The sequence below is a fragment of the Shimazuella sp. NTD248 genome, from assembly GCF_059510395.1.
In genome coordinates this window covers 251,025-268,621 of record NZ_JCAJZT010000003.1, presented here as the reverse complement: position 1 = coordinate 268,621, position 17,597 = coordinate 251,025, and the positions used below count along the sequence as shown (strand labels likewise).

18 protein-coding genes and 2 riboswitches are annotated in these 17,597 nt (G+C 38.0%); of the genes, 13 read left to right on the top strand and 5 right to left on the bottom strand.

From position 1 onward, the window contains the following. The first annotated feature begins 57 nt into the window (after positions 1–57). The 4 genes from AC5WOE_RS08595 (at position 58) to AC5WOE_RS08580 (ending at position 1,977) form a co-directional block, all read left to right on the top strand. On the top strand, positions 58–456 hold the full coding sequence (locus AC5WOE_RS08595; RefSeq protein WP_496050590.1) for a GNAT family N-acetyltransferase: 399 nt from the start codon (positions 58–60) through the stop codon (positions 454–456). A gap of 22 nt (positions 457–478) precedes the next feature. Further along, positions 479–700, top strand: a complete 222-nt coding sequence (locus tag AC5WOE_RS08590; protein ID WP_496050589.1) for a YdbC family protein — start codon at positions 479–481, stop codon at positions 698–700. 27 nt (positions 701–727) lie between these two features. Next, positions 728–1,093: an MmcQ/YjbR family DNA-binding protein gene (locus AC5WOE_RS08585; protein WP_496050588.1), complete on the top strand. Its 366-nt coding sequence runs from the start codon at positions 728–730 to the stop codon at positions 1,091–1,093. Positions 1,094–1,218: 125 nt separating this feature from the next. Continuing rightward, positions 1,219–1,977, top strand: a complete 759-nt coding sequence (locus AC5WOE_RS08580; RefSeq protein WP_496052361.1) for a MerR family transcriptional regulator — start codon at positions 1,219–1,221, stop codon at positions 1,975–1,977. Positions 1,978–2,017: 40 nt separating this feature from the next. Here AC5WOE_RS08580 and AC5WOE_RS08575 read toward each other — a convergent pair whose 3' ends face one another. Next, positions 2,018–2,512 carry a DinB family protein gene (locus AC5WOE_RS08575; RefSeq protein ID WP_496050586.1) on the bottom strand — a complete coding sequence of 165 codons (495 nt, stop codon included), beginning with the start codon at positions 2,510–2,512 and terminating at the stop codon, positions 2,018–2,020. Positions 2,513–2,657: 145 nt separating this feature from the next. Between AC5WOE_RS08575 and AC5WOE_RS08570 the strand changes: the two genes are divergently transcribed. After that, positions 2,658–3,287 carry a YIP1 family protein gene (locus tag AC5WOE_RS08570; RefSeq protein WP_496052360.1) on the top strand — a complete coding sequence of 210 codons (630 nt, stop codon included), beginning with the start codon at positions 2,658–2,660 and terminating at the stop codon, positions 3,285–3,287. A gap of 34 nt (positions 3,288–3,321) precedes the next feature. Here the strand turns inward: AC5WOE_RS08570 and AC5WOE_RS08565 are convergent, their stop codons facing one another. After that, the gene (locus tag AC5WOE_RS08565) at positions 3,322–3,471 is read right to left on the bottom strand and encodes an SOS response-associated peptidase family protein (RefSeq protein ID WP_496050584.1); all 150 of its coding nucleotides are present in this window, start codon (positions 3,469–3,471) and stop codon (positions 3,322–3,324) included. A 160-nt stretch (positions 3,472–3,631) separates the two neighbouring features. Here AC5WOE_RS08565 and AC5WOE_RS08560 point away from each other — a divergent pair, with 160 nt between their 5' ends. The 5 genes from AC5WOE_RS08560 to AC5WOE_RS08540 all read left to right on the top strand — a co-directional run bounded on the left by AC5WOE_RS08560 (position 3,632) and on the right by AC5WOE_RS08540 (position 7,273). After that, positions 3,632–3,904, top strand: coding sequence for a hypothetical protein (locus AC5WOE_RS08560; RefSeq protein ID WP_496050583.1), 273 nt, complete (start codon positions 3,632–3,634; stop codon positions 3,902–3,904). Positions 3,905–4,029: 125 nt separating this feature from the next. Further along, entirely contained in the window at positions 4,030–4,683 is a 654-nt protein-coding gene (locus AC5WOE_RS08555; protein WP_496050582.1) for a YdcF family protein, read from the top strand. An 83-nt stretch (positions 4,684–4,766) separates the two neighbouring features. Further along, positions 4,767–5,597: an aldo/keto reductase gene (locus AC5WOE_RS08550; RefSeq protein ID WP_496050581.1), complete on the top strand. Its 831-nt coding sequence runs from the start codon at positions 4,767–4,769 to the stop codon at positions 5,595–5,597. A 110-nt stretch (positions 5,598–5,707) separates the two neighbouring features. Continuing rightward, positions 5,708–6,217, top strand: a complete 510-nt coding sequence (locus AC5WOE_RS08545; RefSeq protein WP_496050580.1) for a hypothetical protein — start codon at positions 5,708–5,710, stop codon at positions 6,215–6,217. 165 nt (positions 6,218–6,382) lie between these two features. Next, on the top strand, positions 6,383–7,273 hold the full coding sequence (locus AC5WOE_RS08540) for a L,D-transpeptidase family protein (RefSeq protein ID WP_496050579.1): 891 nt from the start codon (positions 6,383–6,385) through the stop codon (positions 7,271–7,273). Between the two features lie 70 nt (positions 7,274–7,343). Here the strand turns inward: AC5WOE_RS08540 and AC5WOE_RS08535 are convergent, their stop codons facing one another. Together AC5WOE_RS08535 and metH are read right to left on the bottom strand one after the other, a co-directional pair. After that, positions 7,344–9,176, bottom strand: coding sequence for a bifunctional homocysteine S-methyltransferase/methylenetetrahydrofolate reductase (locus tag AC5WOE_RS08535; protein WP_496052496.1), 1,833 nt, complete (start codon positions 9,174–9,176; stop codon positions 7,344–7,346). Between the two features lie 36 nt (positions 9,177–9,212). Beyond that, the gene (gene metH / locus AC5WOE_RS08530; RefSeq protein ID WP_496052359.1) at positions 9,213–12,665 is read right to left on the bottom strand and encodes a methionine synthase; all 3,453 of its coding nucleotides are present in this window, start codon (positions 12,663–12,665) and stop codon (positions 9,213–9,215) included. Positions 12,666–12,740: 75 nt separating this feature from the next. Continuing rightward, a riboswitch (SAM riboswitch) is annotated at positions 12,741–12,851 on the bottom strand. A 339-nt stretch (positions 12,852–13,190) separates the two neighbouring features. Beyond that, positions 13,191–13,298, top strand: a riboswitch (SAM riboswitch). A 131-nt stretch (positions 13,299–13,429) separates the two neighbouring features. Here metH and AC5WOE_RS08525 point away from each other — a divergent pair. The 3 genes from AC5WOE_RS08525 to AC5WOE_RS08515 all read left to right on the top strand — a co-directional run bounded on the left by AC5WOE_RS08525 (position 13,430) and on the right by AC5WOE_RS08515 (position 16,495). After that, positions 13,430–14,590 carry an aminotransferase class I/II-fold pyridoxal phosphate-dependent enzyme gene (locus AC5WOE_RS08525; protein WP_496050577.1) on the top strand — a complete coding sequence of 387 codons (1,161 nt, stop codon included), beginning with the start codon at positions 13,430–13,432 and terminating at the stop codon, positions 14,588–14,590. A 143-nt stretch (positions 14,591–14,733) separates the two neighbouring features. Next, positions 14,734–15,864, top strand: a complete 1,131-nt coding sequence (locus AC5WOE_RS08520; RefSeq protein ID WP_496050576.1) for a P-loop nucleotide/nucleoside kinase family protein — start codon at positions 14,734–14,736, stop codon at positions 15,862–15,864. 172 nt (positions 15,865–16,036) lie between these two features. Further along, positions 16,037–16,495: an SgcJ/EcaC family oxidoreductase gene (locus AC5WOE_RS08515; protein ID WP_496050575.1), complete on the top strand. Its 459-nt coding sequence runs from the start codon at positions 16,037–16,039 to the stop codon at positions 16,493–16,495. Positions 16,496–16,524: 29 nt separating this feature from the next. Here the strand turns inward: AC5WOE_RS08515 and AC5WOE_RS08510 are convergent, their stop codons facing one another. Next, positions 16,525–17,352: a squalene/phytoene synthase family protein gene (locus tag AC5WOE_RS08510; RefSeq protein ID WP_496050574.1), complete on the bottom strand. Its 828-nt coding sequence runs from the start codon at positions 17,350–17,352 to the stop codon at positions 16,525–16,527. Positions 17,353–17,597: the final 245 nt, after the last annotated feature.

Genomic DNA, 17,597 nt, shown 5'->3' with positions numbered 1-17,597 from the left:
TTTTTTTGATATAATTACACAACATAAAGGTGATGATAAAACGAAAGTAGGAATCCTATGAAGATTTCTTTTGTAGAAAGAATTCCAAATTCCACTGATCTATATAACCTTTATGAATACGAACATTGGAATGATTTTCTTCAATTGTCAAAAGATCAGTTATACACAGCAATGAAAAATAGTTGGTACATACTTAGTGTATATCATGACGATAAGTTGATAGGTACAGGTAGAGTCGTATCTGACGGAATAATCATTGGCTATATCACTGGTTTAATTGTTCATCCTGATTATCGTAATCGGGGAATAGGAAGGGATATAATGCAAAAGCTCATAGCAAAATGTAATCAATCTTATTTGACTATTCAGCTTTTAGCAATTAATGATTGTATTTCCTTTTATCAGCGATTAGGTTTTCAGTCCTTTGCAGATGGGCTGATTTATGTGGAAAGATAGTTTTACACAAAGGAGTAGAAAAATGGCGGACATACGATATGAAATTAAAAGAACTTTAGGTGAATTATCAGAATCACCAAAAGGATGGAAAAAGGAATTAAATCTGATCAGTTGGAACGGAAAAAAAGAAAAATATGATCTTCGGGAATGGGCTCCAGACCATGAAAAAATGGGTAAAGGTGTTACATTAACAACAGAAGAATTGAAGGTTTTACGAGATTTATTAAATAGTTTGGATTTATGATATTTAAAAGGATAGGATGTAACAGATATGCAGTCACATAATACAAATATCATCCATTATGTACGAAAAATTTGTTCGGAGCTTTCAGAAGTCATGGAGCATATAGATGGTTTTGGTTATGTTACTTTCCAAGTTCATGGCAAATCATTTGTAAAAATAACGGATCGAGCAGGTCTTTGTTTTAAGTCCAATCGAGAAATGCAAGAACTACTCATACAAGAAACGAAGTTTTTCATAACTCCGTATATTGGTCGTCATGGTTGGGTTTCCATTCGAAATCCACAAGAAAAAGACTGGATTGGACTGACGGATTTGATTCAGGAAGCATATTTACGTGCAGCTCCAAAGCGTTTAGGGCAAGAGTGGAGAAAATTACATCAGAAAGATGGTTGAAGAAAAATGATCCTCGGCGTGGATCATTTCTTTTTGTTTAAATAGCTATAAATATTTGGCCAAAATAAGTATTGACCTTGCCGTTACGTCAAGGTGTACCGTATAAATTGTCAGGAGGAGATGAGATGGAATATACGGTGCAAAAACTAGCACACTTAGCAGGTATTAGCACAAGAACTTTACGATTTTACGATGAGATTGATCTTTTAAAGCCGGCTAGGATTAACTCATCAGGTTATCGGATTTATGGAGAAAATCAAGTAGATGAGCTTCAACAAATCCTCTTTTACCGAGAGCTTGGATTTTCCTTAGATCAGATTAAAGAGATTGTGCATGCTCCAGAATTTGATAAAAGCCAAGCTTTAATAAGACATCGTATTCAACTCCTAGGCAAAAAGAGGCAATTGGAAACATTGATTTTCAATGTAGAAAAGTCCATTGCTGCTCAGGAAGGGAGAATAAAAATGTCAGCCAAGGAAAAGTTTGAAGGATTTAAGCAAAATATGATAGATGAAAACGAAAAAAAGTATGGCAAAGAAATCCGTAAAAAATATGGTGACGAAGCAGTTAATCAATCCAATGAAAAAGTAAAGAACATGACTCAAGCGGATTATGAGGCGATCACACTTTTGGAGAAAGAAATGATGGCAACATTGGTTGAAGCTTTTCATGGTGGAGATCCTGCTAGTCCAATTGCTCAAAAAGCGGCTGATTTGCATAAACAATGGCTTATGTATTATTGGCATGATTACAGTTTAGAAGCCCATAAGGGGTTAGCTCAGATGTTTGTAGATGACGAAAGGTTTGCTGCCTATTACGACAAACATCAACCTGGATTAGCATTATTTTTAAGAAATGCCGTTCAAATATTTACAACCAATTAAAACAAAACCTCAGCTATGGTTTCATACATAGCTGAGGTTTTTACTCGACGCCGGATATATCGGTATTTGGGATTTCATCGTACCCCATCTGTCGAGCCATTGTTACGATTTGTCCTTTATGATGGAATTCATGGGTGACGGCATGGAGGAGGAGTTTGTTTGGTGTTGTAGTAATAACTTCTTCATTATTTCTCCATGGAGCTTCTCTTTCAATGGTAATGTTTCTTTTGTCAGAAGATAATGTTGTATAAAAATCGTATACATATTTGTCAGCTAAAAAAAATCTCTCCCGAACTGCTTGGACATCCATTTGTTGGAGGAATTCTTTTGGAGTAAGTGGTTTTTTTGTTTTTAGGAGTATAAATGATCCTAGCCAAGCTATGTAACAATCTGCAACATGAACAAGTAAATTACGAATGGATGAGAATCCAAATCCTGTCATCTGTCGAGTAAAGTCATTTGGCTCTATTTCCTCACAAAAATCTAATAGAATATTTCTAGTTTGTTTCACCCATTCATAATGGTTTTGATCCATTTTCTACACCTCAAAATAAACTTCGAATTATGGTATTATTATTTCATAAAATATAGAACTCGACAAAGTGTAAAATATACCTAAATGAATATTAATTATTTATTTTACATTTTTTAGTCTAACTAAACAAAGGAGGTAGATAATAGTGAAGAAACCATCTATTTTGGGGATGATCTGGAGACCTCAAGTAGAGCTTGAACGAGTTGAGTTACATCCAGTAGTTTGGCTTCCATTAGCGGTAATTTCTATCGTACATGTAATAGGTATGTTAGGAATAACGAGAGTAAAAACAGAAGAATGGCCACTTAATTCTGTGCAAACACCTCCAACCATTACGTATTCGTATATGTCAATTGATCTTCTACTCTATGATTTCATAACCTTTCTTTTATCCATATGTATCGTTTCACTCCTAGTTTTTGGAATTGCAAAATCGTTTCGCAAATCAGTGACCCTCAAACAGGTATTATCTTTATCTGTCTTTCTACAAGTCATCCCTACATTAGGCTTACTCCTACAAGCAGCTGCTCATATGTTGGAATGGGGAGAAAAGATTTTTAGCTATAGTCTTCAAGATCTGTTACATTTAACTTCCGGTCATTTTTCATTTGTATTTGGCCTTGTTACTATTTTTATCATTTGGAATTGGGTGATAACAGTAATCGGACTTCGGAAAGTTACCGACTTTCCATCCTTTATAGCTATTGTCCTTACCATTGTGTTGTGGTATTTACCTGTATGGATCAGCAGTTTTTTTGTGATTCCTCAAGGATAGATAAAAGCAGACCTGTTTACGTTGGGTCAGCTTTTTAAATAGAGACTGTCGTCTCTTGTGTTAGAGAAAGAACAGATTGAGTAGGGGAAACGTTATAATGCTTGGAAATAGGTATATCTAGTGTAATTTGAAATCTTTCTTCGATATCATTTTCCTCTGTAGAAAGGGTAAATCTGCCACACATCTCATACACCCCTCGTAATTGTAATGATGATGTAAATGAAAGGACAGAAAATAAAATTATATTTATAATATAACATAAGATCGTCGATCTCAGGATGAGGGAGTATGCTGTGTCCGTAATGGAATCCTCTGTTGAGGAGACAGCAAGGTGCTGGACCGTCATGGAGACACTGATCGTAGATGGTCATGCTCTCAAGACCACCTACCAGTTCCCCAAGCTGGATGGACATGTATTGATTCGCATCTACCCGCGTAGTAAAACATCCCCACAATCTGTGAAGATTCGTAACGCAAAGTTACGCGCGGATGGCGGGAAGGTGTTCGTAGAGTCCACAAAAAAATATCCGTTGCTAGCATCGGAACTGGATGTGTTTTGCCGATCCTGGTATAGTTACTGGATCTGGGAAGGCGAAGGTGATTTTATTGAAGAGTGAGACCACGCTGTGCGCTGGAGCTTCCAGTGTACAGCAGGGCAAATTACTTTAATAAATTTAAGAATAAATGTTATCTAAAAAGTTAATGATTTAATCTCCTCGTTTGAAGATAGGAGTATGATGGAATGATTCCAAAGTGTCCAGATGTGCCCCTTCTTACACAGAAACAAATAGGTCTTCTCACCAAAATCGTCTTTCTTGATGAAGATCAAGTTTTCCCTACAAATAAAAATTGTGATCTTTTATTAGTTTTTGGCGGAACCCATCCAGGATGTTGGGAAACAGCATTTGAATTATATCAAGCAAAAAAAGTAGAACGAATAATTGTGACAGGTGGGATTAAGCCTGGAGCAATTCGACATTCAACTTGGATATATGGGGATCGTCCAGAAGCTCATGTAATTCGTGAAAAATTACTAGGATTAGGAGTTCCAGACAACATAGTACTGATCGAAGACCGGTCTACTGATACACTTGAAAATATTAGATTTGCAAAGGCATTGTTCGACTTTACCTCTATTCAAACACTAGGATTTGTTTGTAAAAGCTATGGAGCAGGAAGGCAATGGAGAACTTTACAGAAACAGTTGCCAGCAAACCTTTCCTACATTCCTTATCCATTTGATACTTCCCCATGGGAAAATCGACGTATTTCTCGATTCAATTGGATGAATACCCCAGAAGGCCGATCCTATGTTTATGGTGAATATTTGCGTATTTTGCATTATGGTCAGAAAGGTCACCTGTCACCTTTATCCAAAAAAATATCTGGTCTGTGATAAAATAGAAAAAGATAAATCTATCATTATACCAGTGGTAGATTTATTTTGTTGCTGGAGATATCACACAAGGAGGCCTTTGCATGACTGCTAATGTAAATCAAGTTGTTAAACTACATAATGGTGTTAAAATGCCTTTGTTGGGTCTAGGTGTTTGGAAGACTCCTGAAGGTTCAGTGGTAGAACAAGCAGTTGAGTATGCGATCCGTTCTGGTTATCGTAGTATTGATACAGCTAAGATTTATCAAAATGAAGTAGGTGTGGGCAAAGGAATTGTTCAAAGTGATGTAAAAAGGGAAGAACTTTTTATTACTACAAAAGTTTGGAACGGCGATCAAGGTTATGAATCTACTCTTACAGCTTTTGAAGCAAGTCTTGAGCGGTTACAACTCGATTACCTTGATTTATATTTGATTCATTGGCCTGTAACTGGTAAGTACACTGAAACTTGGCGGGCGTTAGAAAAACTATATAAAGAGAAAAAAGTTAGAGCGATTGGAGTTAGTAATTTTCATTCTCATCATCTGGATACATTACTAGAGCATGCAGAAATAGTTCCAATGGTAAATCAGGTTGAATTCCATCCCTATCTAACACAAGAGAAAATAAGAACATACTGCAATGAACACCAAATTCAAGTAGAAGCATGGAGTCCATTGATGCAAGGGCATTTTTTAGAGAATGAAACAATCCTTCAATTGGCTCAAAAATATAAGCGAACTCCAGCGCAGATTATTCTTCGTTGGGACATTGAAAACGCAGTAGTGACCATACCAAAATCCATTACCCCCAGTCGGATCGAGGAAAATGCAAACATCTTTGATTTTCAATTGGAAACTGAAGATATTCTGGTACTAAATCAGTTAAATAAAGATCATCGATTTGGTCCAGACCCAGACAACTTTAACTTTTGATAAAAATACCATGTCGATCGACATGGTATTTTTGGTGCTTGATGGAAATGTCCGATAGGTGGTACGATACAAAAAACATTAATTTTTAAGAGATTTAGGGAGATAGGCAGATGGAAATATATCAAAATCGAAAAAGAAGATTACAGATGTTAGGCATAAATATCTTCCTATTTGTTCTTTTCTTAGCAATTACCCTTTTTCTTTTTTTTATTTTCCTTGGCTCAATTGCAGTAGATTTTGTAAGGGATTCGATTATAAATCGCCATGATTTTGTGTTACTTGCTCCGATTTTCTTATTTGGATTATCAGGGTTACTCTCTTTTTATAGCGTTCGCAAGCATTGGAATTTTCTAAAGTTAAAAGAACCGATTTTGACTGTTACGAATAGAGGGTTAGAAATATATCATTCTTTTCATGATAAAATAGTGAAATCTTGGGACGAAATTGGAGAAATTGAATATCGTTTTTATATGAGGCATTATGGGCGACGTCGAAAAAGTTTGTTCATTAAAGATATCGATGATACTCCTTTAGCTAATGTTCCTATAAACATGTTAGATGCCAACATAGAGGAAGTATTAGAAGAAATAGAAAAATATATGAAAATAAATCGAACATAATATAGTACTCCATCTCATTCGAGGTTGTTTGGAAACACCAAATATCTCTGATCTTCAGGGATATTTCTTATTTAAAATTAAAATAATCGACATAGATATTCTCTTTTCAATTGTTGCATTTTTCGTTATGCTGAGTATGATATTTAAATAGAAAGAGGAGAAAAAATGCAACAATTGAAGGGGTATGTTTTCTTTACTTTTATTTTGGCGTTTGCAATGTTAGTTGGAATTACTCTTCCAACTCAAACAAATGCTGCTCCTGTCTCTTATAAAATAGAGATCAGCAAAACCACTGATAAAACACCCAGCAAGTTATATCTATACCGTAATGGAAAAGTCATAAAGGTTTATCCAGTGGCAACTGGGGCAAATACGGCAAAAATTCCAGCTGGCTCCAAAGTAATTCCAGCTTCTGCTACACCAGAAGGAACTTTTCCGATTGTGATGAAAACAGTTAATCCACAATGGAAAAATGTTCCTGGTACGATCAACGGTAAACCAAATCCAAATAATCCTTTGGGTGTTCGCTGGAATGGGTTGAATGTAAATGGAGATGGGGGGAGATATTATGGTATTCATGGTACCAATAACCCTAGCTCAATTGGAAAACATGTTTCCCACGGATGTATTCGGATGCTAAACAAAGATGTAGTAGAGTTGTTTAACATCGTTCCACTCGGAACCCCGGTCTGGATTCATACGGGTCCTAGTATAGGTGTTTGGAAAGGTGATCCGAAAGTAGGAGCAAAAACTTCAGCAAACAGCTATAGCGCATCCTTTCCTGGCAAGCAATATTTTAAAAAAGGTGCAAACAATAAATATGTCTATCAGCTAGGCGTTATGCTGCAAAGAGTAGGGAAAGGGAAACATTATCGTGTTGGCCCATCCAATCAATTTACGGAAGCAGATCGTCTGAATGTACAAGAATATCAATTATCTCAAGGCTTTAAAGGGACAAAACCTGGACAAGATGCGGATGGTTATCCTGGTCCAGAAACGTGGAATCGCCTTGTCAAACAAAGTAAGATTTTAGAAGTAAATACTCCTAATAACTAATTGGAAAAACAACTACCATAAAAAGGTAGTTGTTTTTTTGTGCTTAATAATAACATTTTTCTGTTTAGGTTTAAGGAATCGCTTTTTTCAGTTGTTCGTCTTGATCACGGATATAATAAGTGAGCTCTACGCTCATCTGCCAAAAGGAAAATGGTGTAATTAAGTAAATACCTCGGAATTTCTCCATTGCACCATCCAGTAAATCTTTTGTGATATCGATACCTAGTTGTTTTGCTTTTTCTGGCTCTGTTGTTTTTTCCATTAGAGCTAAAACGTGATCTGTAATTTTAATTCCTGGAATTTCATTGTGCAAAAATAAAGCGTTTCGATAACTAGTGATGGGCATTATCCCGATAAAAATGGGAATGGGAATGTGTTTGGTCGCTTCATATAAACGATGGATACTTTGATGGTCATACAGCGGTTGTGTCATCACAAAATCGGCTCCAGCTTCTACCTTTTTTTCTAATCGTTCTACTGCTTTTTCAATTTTCCGTACATGTGGGTTAAAAGCAGTACCTACGATAAAATTGGCAGTTTGATTCAATCGTTTTCCTGAAAAAGAGAGCCCTTGATTTAACTGTTTTACCATACGGATTAATTCAAAAGAAGTAACATCATAGATGGAACTAGCACCAGGTAAATCACCGATTCTGGATGGATCACCTGTAATCACAAGTATTTGATCAATTCCTAACGCATGTAACCCCATCAAATGTGATTGTTGACCAATTAGATTACGATCACGACAAGCGATATGAAGAAGCGGATTCAATCCGAGCTGAGATTTTAGGATTGCTCCAAGAGCTAAATTGCTCATTCGTGTTGTTGCAAGTGCATTATCAGCCATGGTGATAGAATCGACCCCAGCTTCGTGCAATTTTTGCGCTCCGACTAAAAAATCAGTTGTATCTAAATCTTTAGGTGTATCAAACTCGCAGATGATCGTTCGTTTCTGGTTGACCTTGGAAAGAATGGAGTCTTGATTCTGGCGATGAACCAACACGTGTCGAGTAGAATGAATGGAAAGTTCATCAATTGATGGGTTAATGCGTCTGATAGGTTTTACACTCTCTACAATATCTTTCATTTGTGCGATATGTTCAGGCGCTGTCCCACAACAGCCGCCGATGAGATTGACACCTTGGTTGATCAGCAGCTTTGATATCTCAGAAAAGTAAGCAGGATGAGACTTATGTTTAACCTCTCCATCTGTAATCCCTAACCTACCGGCATTTGGGAAGGCAGAGAGCAGAAGGGAATCTGGTACAATTGATTTTTCCAAACTGCGTAAGGTTTCTACAGGCCCAAGTCGGCAATTTAATCCTACTCCATCGACTTTTTCTGCGATTTCTTTAAAAGCTTCTGATAAGGAATAAGCATCTCGTGTCCGTCCAACTTCAATCAAGGAAAATTGAGCGAATAAGGGTAAATCTGTGAGATTACGAATAGCATTTACAGCTAATTTTAACTCGTGTACATCTAAAAAAGTTTCTAACAAAATCCCATCTACACCCCCATATAAAAGGGCGGTGGCTTGCTCTTCAAACAAATCTAGATATTCCTCTGGATCATACTCCATCACTCGTCCAGCTAGTATGGAACCAATAGATCCAAAGACATATGCCTCCTCTCTAGCAGCTGTTTTGGCGATAGAAACGGCTTCTCGGTTGATCTTTGCTACTTTATTTTCCAAACCATAACGTGAAAGACGTTCTCGATTTGCACCATAAGTGTTAGTCTCGATCATCTTGGAACCTGCTTTTACGTATTCACGATGCACACTTTCAATGAGTGTTGGTTCGCTTAAATTTAGTTCTTCTTGACAGGTGTGAACGGATATGCCTTGTTGGAATAAGTAAGTCGCCATTGCTCCATCACCTAATAGAACATGGTCTTTCATGTAAGTTCGAAAAGGTATCTTCAAGTTATATCCCTCCTAATTTGCGTTGAAATAACGAGCTTGTGGGTGGGCAAATACCATTGCAGAGACAGATGCTTCTGGTTCCATCATAAATCCCTCTGTCAGCTCTATTCCGATATCTTCTGGTTTTAAGAGATGAAATAATTTACTTTGATCTTCTAAGTTAGGACAAGCAGGATAACCAAAAGAGACTCGAATTCCTTGATAACGTGCTCCAAACCGTTCTTTCATGGTCATTTCTAGAGGATCTGGGAAGCCCCATGCGTTTCGCATGATTTGATGTATCCGTTCTGCAAAGGCCTCGGCTAACTCTAAAGCTAAAGCTTGGATCATATGAGAATATAAATAGGCTCCACTATTTTTCCAGTTTTCCGCGAGCTCTCGCACCCCTTTTCCAGCTGTGACTGCAAAAAATCCAACGGTATCCATCTCTCCTGAAGTTACTGGACGAAGGAAGTCAGCTAAACATAAATGAGGTTCTACTTGTTGTCTTGGAAAATGGAACTGTTCTACTATTTGCGATGTATTGGTAGGGTCATAAATTAGTACAGTGTTTCCATCGGATTGTGCTGGGTAAAATTGATATAAGCCCTGAGGCGATAAATAAGAATTGGTTATAACTTCATTCCAAAGGTGATCCAATTGTCCTTTTAGTTCAACCGTTTTTGGATCACCACTTTCTAATAAATTTGCTACATTTCCTTTTATTCCTAAGTGTTTTCCTAATAGCATCTGTTCATTGATATAGGTTTTCAAATGGTGAAGGGGATAATCTCGTAAAACGTGACGTGCATAGTCAGGAGCGGCAAATAACTTTGCTTTTCGATCGATCGGTGAACGAGTCACAGGTGTTCGAGTGATGGGAACTGCTGATTCAATGGTTTCTTGTTTTGCTATTATCTGTTCTTTTCTCTGTTGCATTTCTTCAACAATAGCCTTTCTTTTAATGGGAGAGCTTAGTTGATTTGCTAAATCCAAGCCATGCATGGCATCTTTGGCATAAAGAACAAGTCCTTCATAAGCTGGAGTGATTCGGTTTTCGGTAAATTTTCTAGATAAGGCAGCCCCGCCTACTAATAGAGGGATGTTGATTCCAACTGATTGTAGATCTTGGGCGGTGATAACCATCTGTTGTGCTGATTTTACTAAAAGTCCCGATAAACCAATTGCATCTGGTAGTTCTTCACGACAAGCAGCAATTAATTGTTCTGGAGTTACTTTGATTCCAAGATTTACAATGTTATAACCATTATTGGAAAGAATGATTTCTACTAGATTTTTTCCAATATCGTGAACATCTCCTTTTACGGTAGCTAAAATGATTTTCCCTTTAGAAGTAGTTTCTTCCTTATCCATATGAGGTTCTAGATGTGCAACAGAGGCTTTCATGACTTCTGCACTTTGCAGTACTTCCGCTACGATTAATTGGTTATCATTAAAGAGTCGTCCAACTTCATCCATTCCAGTCATAAGTGGTCCATTGATGATATCTAATGGAGAGGTTTTTTGTAGAGCCAAATTGAGATCGGCAATTAACCCATCTTTGAAACCTTCTATAACATAATTGGCCAAGCGTTCTTCTAGGGTTAAGGTTTGAGCAGATTGTTTCTTTTCTATTTTTTTCTCACGATAAAATTCAGTAAATGCAGCTAATACTTCACCATAGTTCGTTTCATTCGTATCAAATAACAATTTTTTTGCTAGTTGTTTTTCTTCGTCAGGAATAGAAGCATATCGTTCAAGGCGCTCGGAGTTTACAATGGCATAATCGAGTCCGGCTTTGGTGCATTCATAAAGGTAAACCGCATTTAAAACTTCACGACCAGCAATAGGTAAACCAAATGAGACATTAGAAACTCCGAGTATAGTGGTGCATGTTGGTAAGCTTTCTTTTATAAGGCGAATTCCTTCTACTGTTTCTAAAGCAGAGCCAATATATTGTTCATCACCAGTACCAACAGGAAAAACGAGTGGATCAAAAATTATATCTTGGGGATTTACTCCATATTTCTCTGTTAACAACTGAAAGGATCGCTGGGCTACTGCCAATTTTCGTTCTCTTGACACAGCCATTCCTTCCTCGTCAATGGTACCAACTACTACAGAAGCTCCAAAACGATGAAGCAATGGGACAACTTCTGCGAAACGTTCTTCTCCATCTTCAAGGTTAATGGAATTAATAATCGCTTTACCTTGGGAGTAGGATAGAGCCATTTCGATAACTTTTGGATCTGTAGAATCTATCATCAGTGGTACTTTCACTTTTTTTGTCACAAATTTCAAAAATCGTTCCATATCTTCTAGCTCATCACGATCAGGATCTGCAAGGCAAATATCGATGATTTGTGCCCCGCCTTTTACTTGTTTGCGAGCAACTTCAGATGCATCCTCGTATTTTTCTTCTGCAATCCATGATTTAAATAAACGTGATCCAATCACATTGGTGCGTTCTCCAACAAGTAAGGGTCGATTGTCTTCCTCAACATAGACAGATTCTATACCAGAAACAGCAGGAAGGTGTGAGGGGGCAGGGGTACGTGGCTGAAAGGCGGCAACAGCTTGTTCAATAGCACGAATGTGCTCAGGTGTCGTGCCACAACAACCACCAACTAGATTAAGCCACCCAGCCGCAGCAAATTCGCTTAATTTTTTTGCCAGAGCCGATGGAGTTTCCAAGTAATTACCATCTTCATCTGGTAGACCAGCATTTGGATAACATGAGACAGCGCAAGTAGCAAGAGTGGATAATGTGCGGATATGATCTTTCATAAATTCTGGCCCTGTTGCACAGTTTAATCCAATTGCAAGAGGATTTAGATGTTCGATCGACAAATAAAAAGCCTCAATATTTTGACCAGCCAGCATGGTACCCATTGGTTCTATTGTTCCAGAGATAATAATCGGAACACGTCTTTTACTCGCTTTAAAAGCGCGTTCCATTCCGATACAAGCAGCCTTTACATTCAAGGTGTCTTGTGAGGTTTCCAATAAAAGAAGATCAATGTTTTCCATCAAAAGTGCTTCAACTTGTTCGTAGTATGAGTGGGCTAACTCATGAAAAGTAATTCCGCCTGTCACGGTAAGGGTTTTGGTCGTGGGACCGATAGAGCCAGCTACATAACGAGGATGATTTGTTGTACTAAAATGATCCCGCGCTGTACAAGCGATGCGTGCTGCTGCTTGGTTGATTTCTGTTGTTCGGTTTTGTAAATCATACTCCGCTAAAACAACAGAAGTTGCCCCAAATGTATTGGTTTCAATGATATCGGCACCAGCATCTAAATATGATTTGTGAATATTAAGAATTACATCCGGACGGGTTAGATTTAAAATTTCATTACACCCTTCATATTCTTCACCATCAAAATCTTTTGCGGTTAACTGAGCACGTTGAAGCATTGTTCCCATCGCTCCATCAATGATAAGTATTTTTTCTTTCAGTCGCTCTTCAATGGGTGTTCTGTTCATTGCTATCATCCTTTGTGTAAGATCAAAAAAACCTTTCATCTGGGTAAGATGAAAGGTGAACGATTGTATCGTCAACTCTCATCTCGCGGAATCCAATAATCCGCAGGAATTGGCACCATATTGATCCATAGATCAATTGGTTGCCGGGTTTCATCGGGCCAGTCCCTCCACCACTCTTGATAAGAGAAAGATTCATTTGTATTTGGTTAATATTGTTACTCCCAATTATTGATTATACTACAAGGTTAGGAGAAAAAGAAGATTGTTTATTTGTTACAGGATATTTTCGAGTACTTGCTTTTGGATTTAAGGATTTTCTTTTGGATGAATATATAATAATCTATGAAAAGTTGCAATTATTTTTGCTTAGGAGTTATATTAACTTACATTTGGTGTCAACCAGTATAGAACCCCAATTTAAAATAATATCGGATAATTTTGTTTTCGTGTTTGACTTCTATTCAGATGTAGGATAACCTAAAAATAACTAGTGCAAATCTTGAATAAAATAATATTTTGATAATTCTCTTATCGAGAGCGGCGGAGGGACTGGCCCGATGAAGCCCGGCAACCAATTGATTTAATCAATAAGGTGCCAATTCCTGCAGGAAGTATATTCCTGATAGATAAGGGAAGAGGAAACGATGGATAAAACTGGCCTCTTCTCTTAGGAGAAGAGGTTTTTTGATGCAAAAAAATAGGACAAGAACTTCAGTAGTTTATACGAATACGTGCCTAGTAAAACGAAACGGGGAGTGATTTGGATGAGAATAGAGACATTGTTATTGCATAATGGAAATGAGTTAGATCCACAGACAGGGGCTTCAAGTGTCCCCATCTATCAAGCTTCTACCTTCCATCAGTTTGATATCGATAATCCGGGGCAATTCGATTATTCCCGAAGTGGAAATCCAACACGCCAAGCATTGGAAGATACCATTGCAAAGCTAGAGAGTGGTTGTCGAGGCTTCGCTTTTGCTTCCGGAATGGCAGCAATATCTACTGTGTTTCTGTTATTGTCCAAAGGAGACCATATCATTGTTTCGCAGGATGTTTATGGTGGTACGTATCGTATTTTAACGCAAGTGCTAAGTCGATTTGGGATTGACAGTACTTTTGTCGATACAACCAGAACAGAAGCTATCACTCAAGCACTTCGTCCAAATACGAAAGCAATCTATATCGAAACTCCTTCCAATCCAACCCTAAAAGTAACAGATCTAGGCGAGATAGTAAAAGTAGCAAAAGAAAATAAATTATTATCTATTGTCGATAATACATTTTTAACACCTTATTATCAGCGTCCATTAGCATTTGGATTCGATATCGTTGTGCATAGCGCAACGAAGTTTTTGGGCGGACATAGTGATGTGGTGGCAGGACTTGTAGCGGTAAGAGATGAACAATTAGCAAATCAAATCAAGACTCTTCAAAATGCGTTTGGAGCAGTACTAGGAGTGCAGGATTCATGGCTAATTCTACGGGGATTGAAAACCCTGCAAGCGAGGTTGGACATATCTTCCAAAAATGCAGAAAAGTTAGCAGTGTGGTTACAAGAGCATAAAGAGGTGGAGAAAGTATATTATACCGGTTTAGAGGAACATGAAGGTCATCGTATACAATGTAAACAAGCTAGTGGTCATGGCGCAGTATTATCTTTTGATGTAGGAAGTGGAACAAAAGTAAGGAAACTACTTCAAAAGATTCGACTGCCTATCGTTGCAGTTAGTTTAGGTTCTGTAGAAAGTATTCTATCTTATCCTGCATTGATGTCCCATGCGGCAATGCCACAAGAAGTTAGATTAAAACATGGGATAACAGATGGATTGCTCCGTTTTTCCGTAGGCTTGGAAAACGTAGAAGACCTTATGGACGATCTGTCCCAAGCGTTGGATTCGAGAATTTCTTTTGCTGCTGTGAGATAAAAAGAAAAGTGTTGACATGAAAGACCATTATATACAATGGTCTTTCTCGCTATAAGTAAATTTTAACGTTTAAACCTGCTGTTTTTTATTAAGATATATTAATATAATTACACTATACAGCATTTCTATGAAGAGAGGGAGAGATGACGAGAGTAGCTAGCCTAGAAGAGCATAAGATAATACGACAGACTGCCATTCGGTTTCTGTTGGATCAGCGACTAGGGAAGCTTAGGCCTAACAGTAACGCTTATTTTCCGGATGATCTCAGAAACAATTGCGAGATTCCCTTTAAAAGCGCGTACCGTTATATGTCTGAGGTACTAAGGGTATCGATTGAGTTTCCGAACTCAGTAGAGATGCTTGACATGTGTGAAGAAGCAGTAGCTATTGCAGAGAAGCGTCGCATTTGGGCTCTAACAACCAAAGAAGAAATAGCTAGAGAAGGATGGGAGCTCAACCTACTTTCCTCACCAGACAAGATGTTTTATCTTTTTGGTGAAAGTATTGTCGTCTTCTTGACAGGTCGATGCGGTGCAGGAAAAAGTACCCTGATCAAGGCAGTTCGTTCTGCTATGGCAGAGCACCAACTATTGAGGGCGAGTAGAGCAGGTCTTGTCTATGAACCTCTAGCTGAGATTTATGAAATTGACCCTGATGAGTTTCTCCAAGGGGGAGAATGGATTGGAGAAGTCCCTATCGAGTTGATCGATCCAACGATGAGACAAGCCCTTGATAAACTTAGAAGGGTTCTAAATAATCGTGGTTGGGTCATCATTACAGATGCTGGTGACAACAGAGGTCAACGTGAAGCGATGATTCGGCTAATTGGTCAGCTTCGTTCTACTTGTCATATCCATTATGCACTAGTCGATTGTCCTCCTTTGGAAGCTCTTGCACGTAACCAGACTCGGAAGCGGAAAGTCTCCCTTGAAAATTGGCTGGAATGCTCCAACAAGGTGGAAGAAACCTTCCAGTCGATGTCTCGATACGTTAGGAGCTTGAACGAAGATGAATCTACCGAAGGAATTCCTCCTTCTGGTACTTGGGAGATTGTAGATGTTAGCTCTTCTTTGTATCGAGGACTAGAGAGCGAGCTATATCGCTGTTCCTATGTCTCTCCATTTGGGATTCGCTGCTCTCATCAATGTACTCCACGTGAGATAGAGTGTTGTAAGAGAGTGACTTTGCCACGGATGGACTATTTTCATCAACAGTCTCATCTTGGCTTTCTCTGCTCTGACCATTCTCCGAAGCGTAGATGGGAATGGAAGTAAATATCCCTGTGTCTGAGGAGATCAGTGGCGGCAACATTACTTTCTGTTGTCGCCACAGCTGTTTTAGGACAAATATCCAAACATGAATAAAGAAACAGCTTTTTTGCAGAAAATTAGATTATACATGATATATTTTATTCTTGCTCATCCGAGCATGAGAGGAGCAATCTAAATGAAAAGTGAAGAATCAGTAAGTGGACTCTATCTAAAGTTAATACAAGCATGGAACGATCGCGATGCGAAGCAGATGTCATCTGTCTTTGAACCAGCAGGTGAGATGATTGGTTTTGATGGAAGCTGCATCTCTGGACGTCAACTTATATTGGTACACTTAGATGAGATTTTTGCTCATCATCCAACCCCGCCTTTTACTTGTATCATCAAAAATATTCGTTTTTTGCAATCCGAAATTGCAATTTTACGGGCGATTGCAGGGATGGTTCCAGAAGGAGAGTCAACGTTAAATCCTGCATTAAATGCAGTACAGACATTAGTAGCGAAACAGACAAAAGGACAGTGGGAAGTAGCCCTGTTTCAAAATACACCTGCTCAATTTCATGGAAGACCAGAGTTAGTAGAACAGATGACAGCAGAATTGGAGAACCAGAGAATAGAAAAGAGTGCCTATTGAGAGACACTCTTTTATTATTTTTATTTTTCTTATTCCGTGACTACTCTGCTAACAATTTCTTTTACTTCAGCTCTACTAATTTTTTCTCTTCCATGAGCCAGACCATCCAATGTACCATGAGCAAGAGCTAGGGGAATTTCACAAAAGTGGAGGATCGATCCTGGATTTAAGCTTTCGATGTATGTATCTCCTAATTCGAGATTACGTTTTGCATAATCGAACATTTCTTTTTCCCCCCAACCATCTGGGAAAAAATTGACTCCACGATCTTTGTCTTCTGAACGATTTCTTAGTATGTTCACCGATTGTAAGCCTCTTCCAAAAGCAATGGCTAAATCTCTATCCGTTTTCGTTTCATCATGCCATTCCCATATGTCTGAGAGCATGACACCAACTAACCCAGCAACATAGTATGTATAGTCATCTAAATCTTTTTCGGTTTTGATCTGCCAATCTTTCATTACCCATTCTGCCATCCCTTGAGCCATGATGGATGTCGCTTCTTTAATGCGTGTTTGGAGTGCTGGAGGACATATTTTCAGCCAATCTGCCAATCGAAGGGTTACTTCAGGAAGTCTCGATTCATAAGGCTTATAGAGGTCGTTCAAAGCGCACATATCCATGTCTCCAGCATGTAATAATTTACTAATTTTCACTAGAAGATCATGTTTTGTAGCAGATGGAAGGTCAGGATGGTCTTCGATTTCGTCAATAGCTCTCATACATAAATAAGCAGATGCTACAGCTTCTTTTAATCCGTCTGTTAAATAACTAATGGGAATAGAAAATGTTCGACTTGTTTTTTCTAAAACTTCAAATGCTTCCTTATATAAAGCGCTTGCGCTTGGTTTAATCATAATGCCATGGTCACCCTTTGTATCTGTATTTTCAAACATCTTTTATATACAAGTTATTTAGAAAGAAGCATAACTTCTTTCATTATACTTTATTCACCGAGACACGAAAGGAGATTCCCATAAATAATATAAAACGATCTGGTGGAAATTTCTTCTTGCTAGTATTGACCATCTTCAGGTTAATAAAACAAAAAATGTTATTTTGAAACCTTTCTAATTTTATTTATAAATGTTATTATACAAAA

Excerpts from the sequence above, each read along its gene's own strand:
- AC5WOE_RS08580 (WP_496052361.1), top strand. The coding sequence starts at position 1,219 with ATGGAATATACGGTGCAAAAACTAGCACACTTAGCAGGTATTAGCACA.
- AC5WOE_RS08555 (WP_496050582.1), top strand. The coding sequence starts at position 4,030 with ATGATTCCAAAGTGTCCAGATGTGCCCCTTCTTACACAGAAACAAATA.
- AC5WOE_RS08575 (WP_496050586.1), bottom strand. The coding sequence starts at position 2,512 with ATGGATCAAAACCATTATGAATGGGTGAAACAAACTAGAAATATTCTA.
- AC5WOE_RS08525 (WP_496050577.1), top strand. The coding sequence starts at position 13,430 with ATGAGAATAGAGACATTGTTATTGCATAATGGAAATGAGTTAGATCCA.
- AC5WOE_RS08595 (WP_496050590.1), top strand. The coding sequence starts at position 58 with ATGAAGATTTCTTTTGTAGAAAGAATTCCAAATTCCACTGATCTATAT.
- AC5WOE_RS08585 (WP_496050588.1), top strand. The coding sequence starts at position 728 with ATGCAGTCACATAATACAAATATCATCCATTATGTACGAAAAATTTGT.
- AC5WOE_RS08545 (WP_496050580.1), top strand. The coding sequence starts at position 5,708 with ATGGAAATATATCAAAATCGAAAAAGAAGATTACAGATGTTAGGCATA.
- AC5WOE_RS08535 (WP_496052496.1), bottom strand. The coding sequence starts at position 9,176 with ATGAAAGACCATGTTCTATTAGGTGATGGAGCAATGGCGACTTACTTA.
- AC5WOE_RS08510 (WP_496050574.1), bottom strand. The coding sequence starts at position 17,352 with ATGATTAAACCAAGCGCAAGCGCTTTATATAAGGAAGCATTTGAAGTT.
- AC5WOE_RS08550 (WP_496050581.1), top strand. The coding sequence starts at position 4,767 with ATGACTGCTAATGTAAATCAAGTTGTTAAACTACATAATGGTGTTAAA.
- AC5WOE_RS08515 (WP_496050575.1), top strand. The coding sequence starts at position 16,037 with ATGAAAAGTGAAGAATCAGTAAGTGGACTCTATCTAAAGTTAATACAA.
- AC5WOE_RS08520 (WP_496050576.1), top strand. The coding sequence starts at position 14,734 with ATGACGAGAGTAGCTAGCCTAGAAGAGCATAAGATAATACGACAGACT.
- AC5WOE_RS08590 (WP_496050589.1), top strand. The coding sequence starts at position 479 with ATGGCGGACATACGATATGAAATTAAAAGAACTTTAGGTGAATTATCA.
- AC5WOE_RS08565 (WP_496050584.1), bottom strand. The coding sequence starts at position 3,471 with ATGTGTGGCAGATTTACCCTTTCTACAGAGGAAAATGATATCGAAGAA.
- metH (WP_496052359.1), bottom strand. The coding sequence starts at position 12,665 with ATGAACAGAACACCCATTGAAGAGCGACTGAAAGAAAAAATACTTATC.
- AC5WOE_RS08540 (WP_496050579.1), top strand. The coding sequence starts at position 6,383 with ATGCAACAATTGAAGGGGTATGTTTTCTTTACTTTTATTTTGGCGTTT.
- AC5WOE_RS08560 (WP_496050583.1), top strand. The coding sequence starts at position 3,632 with ATGGAGACACTGATCGTAGATGGTCATGCTCTCAAGACCACCTACCAG.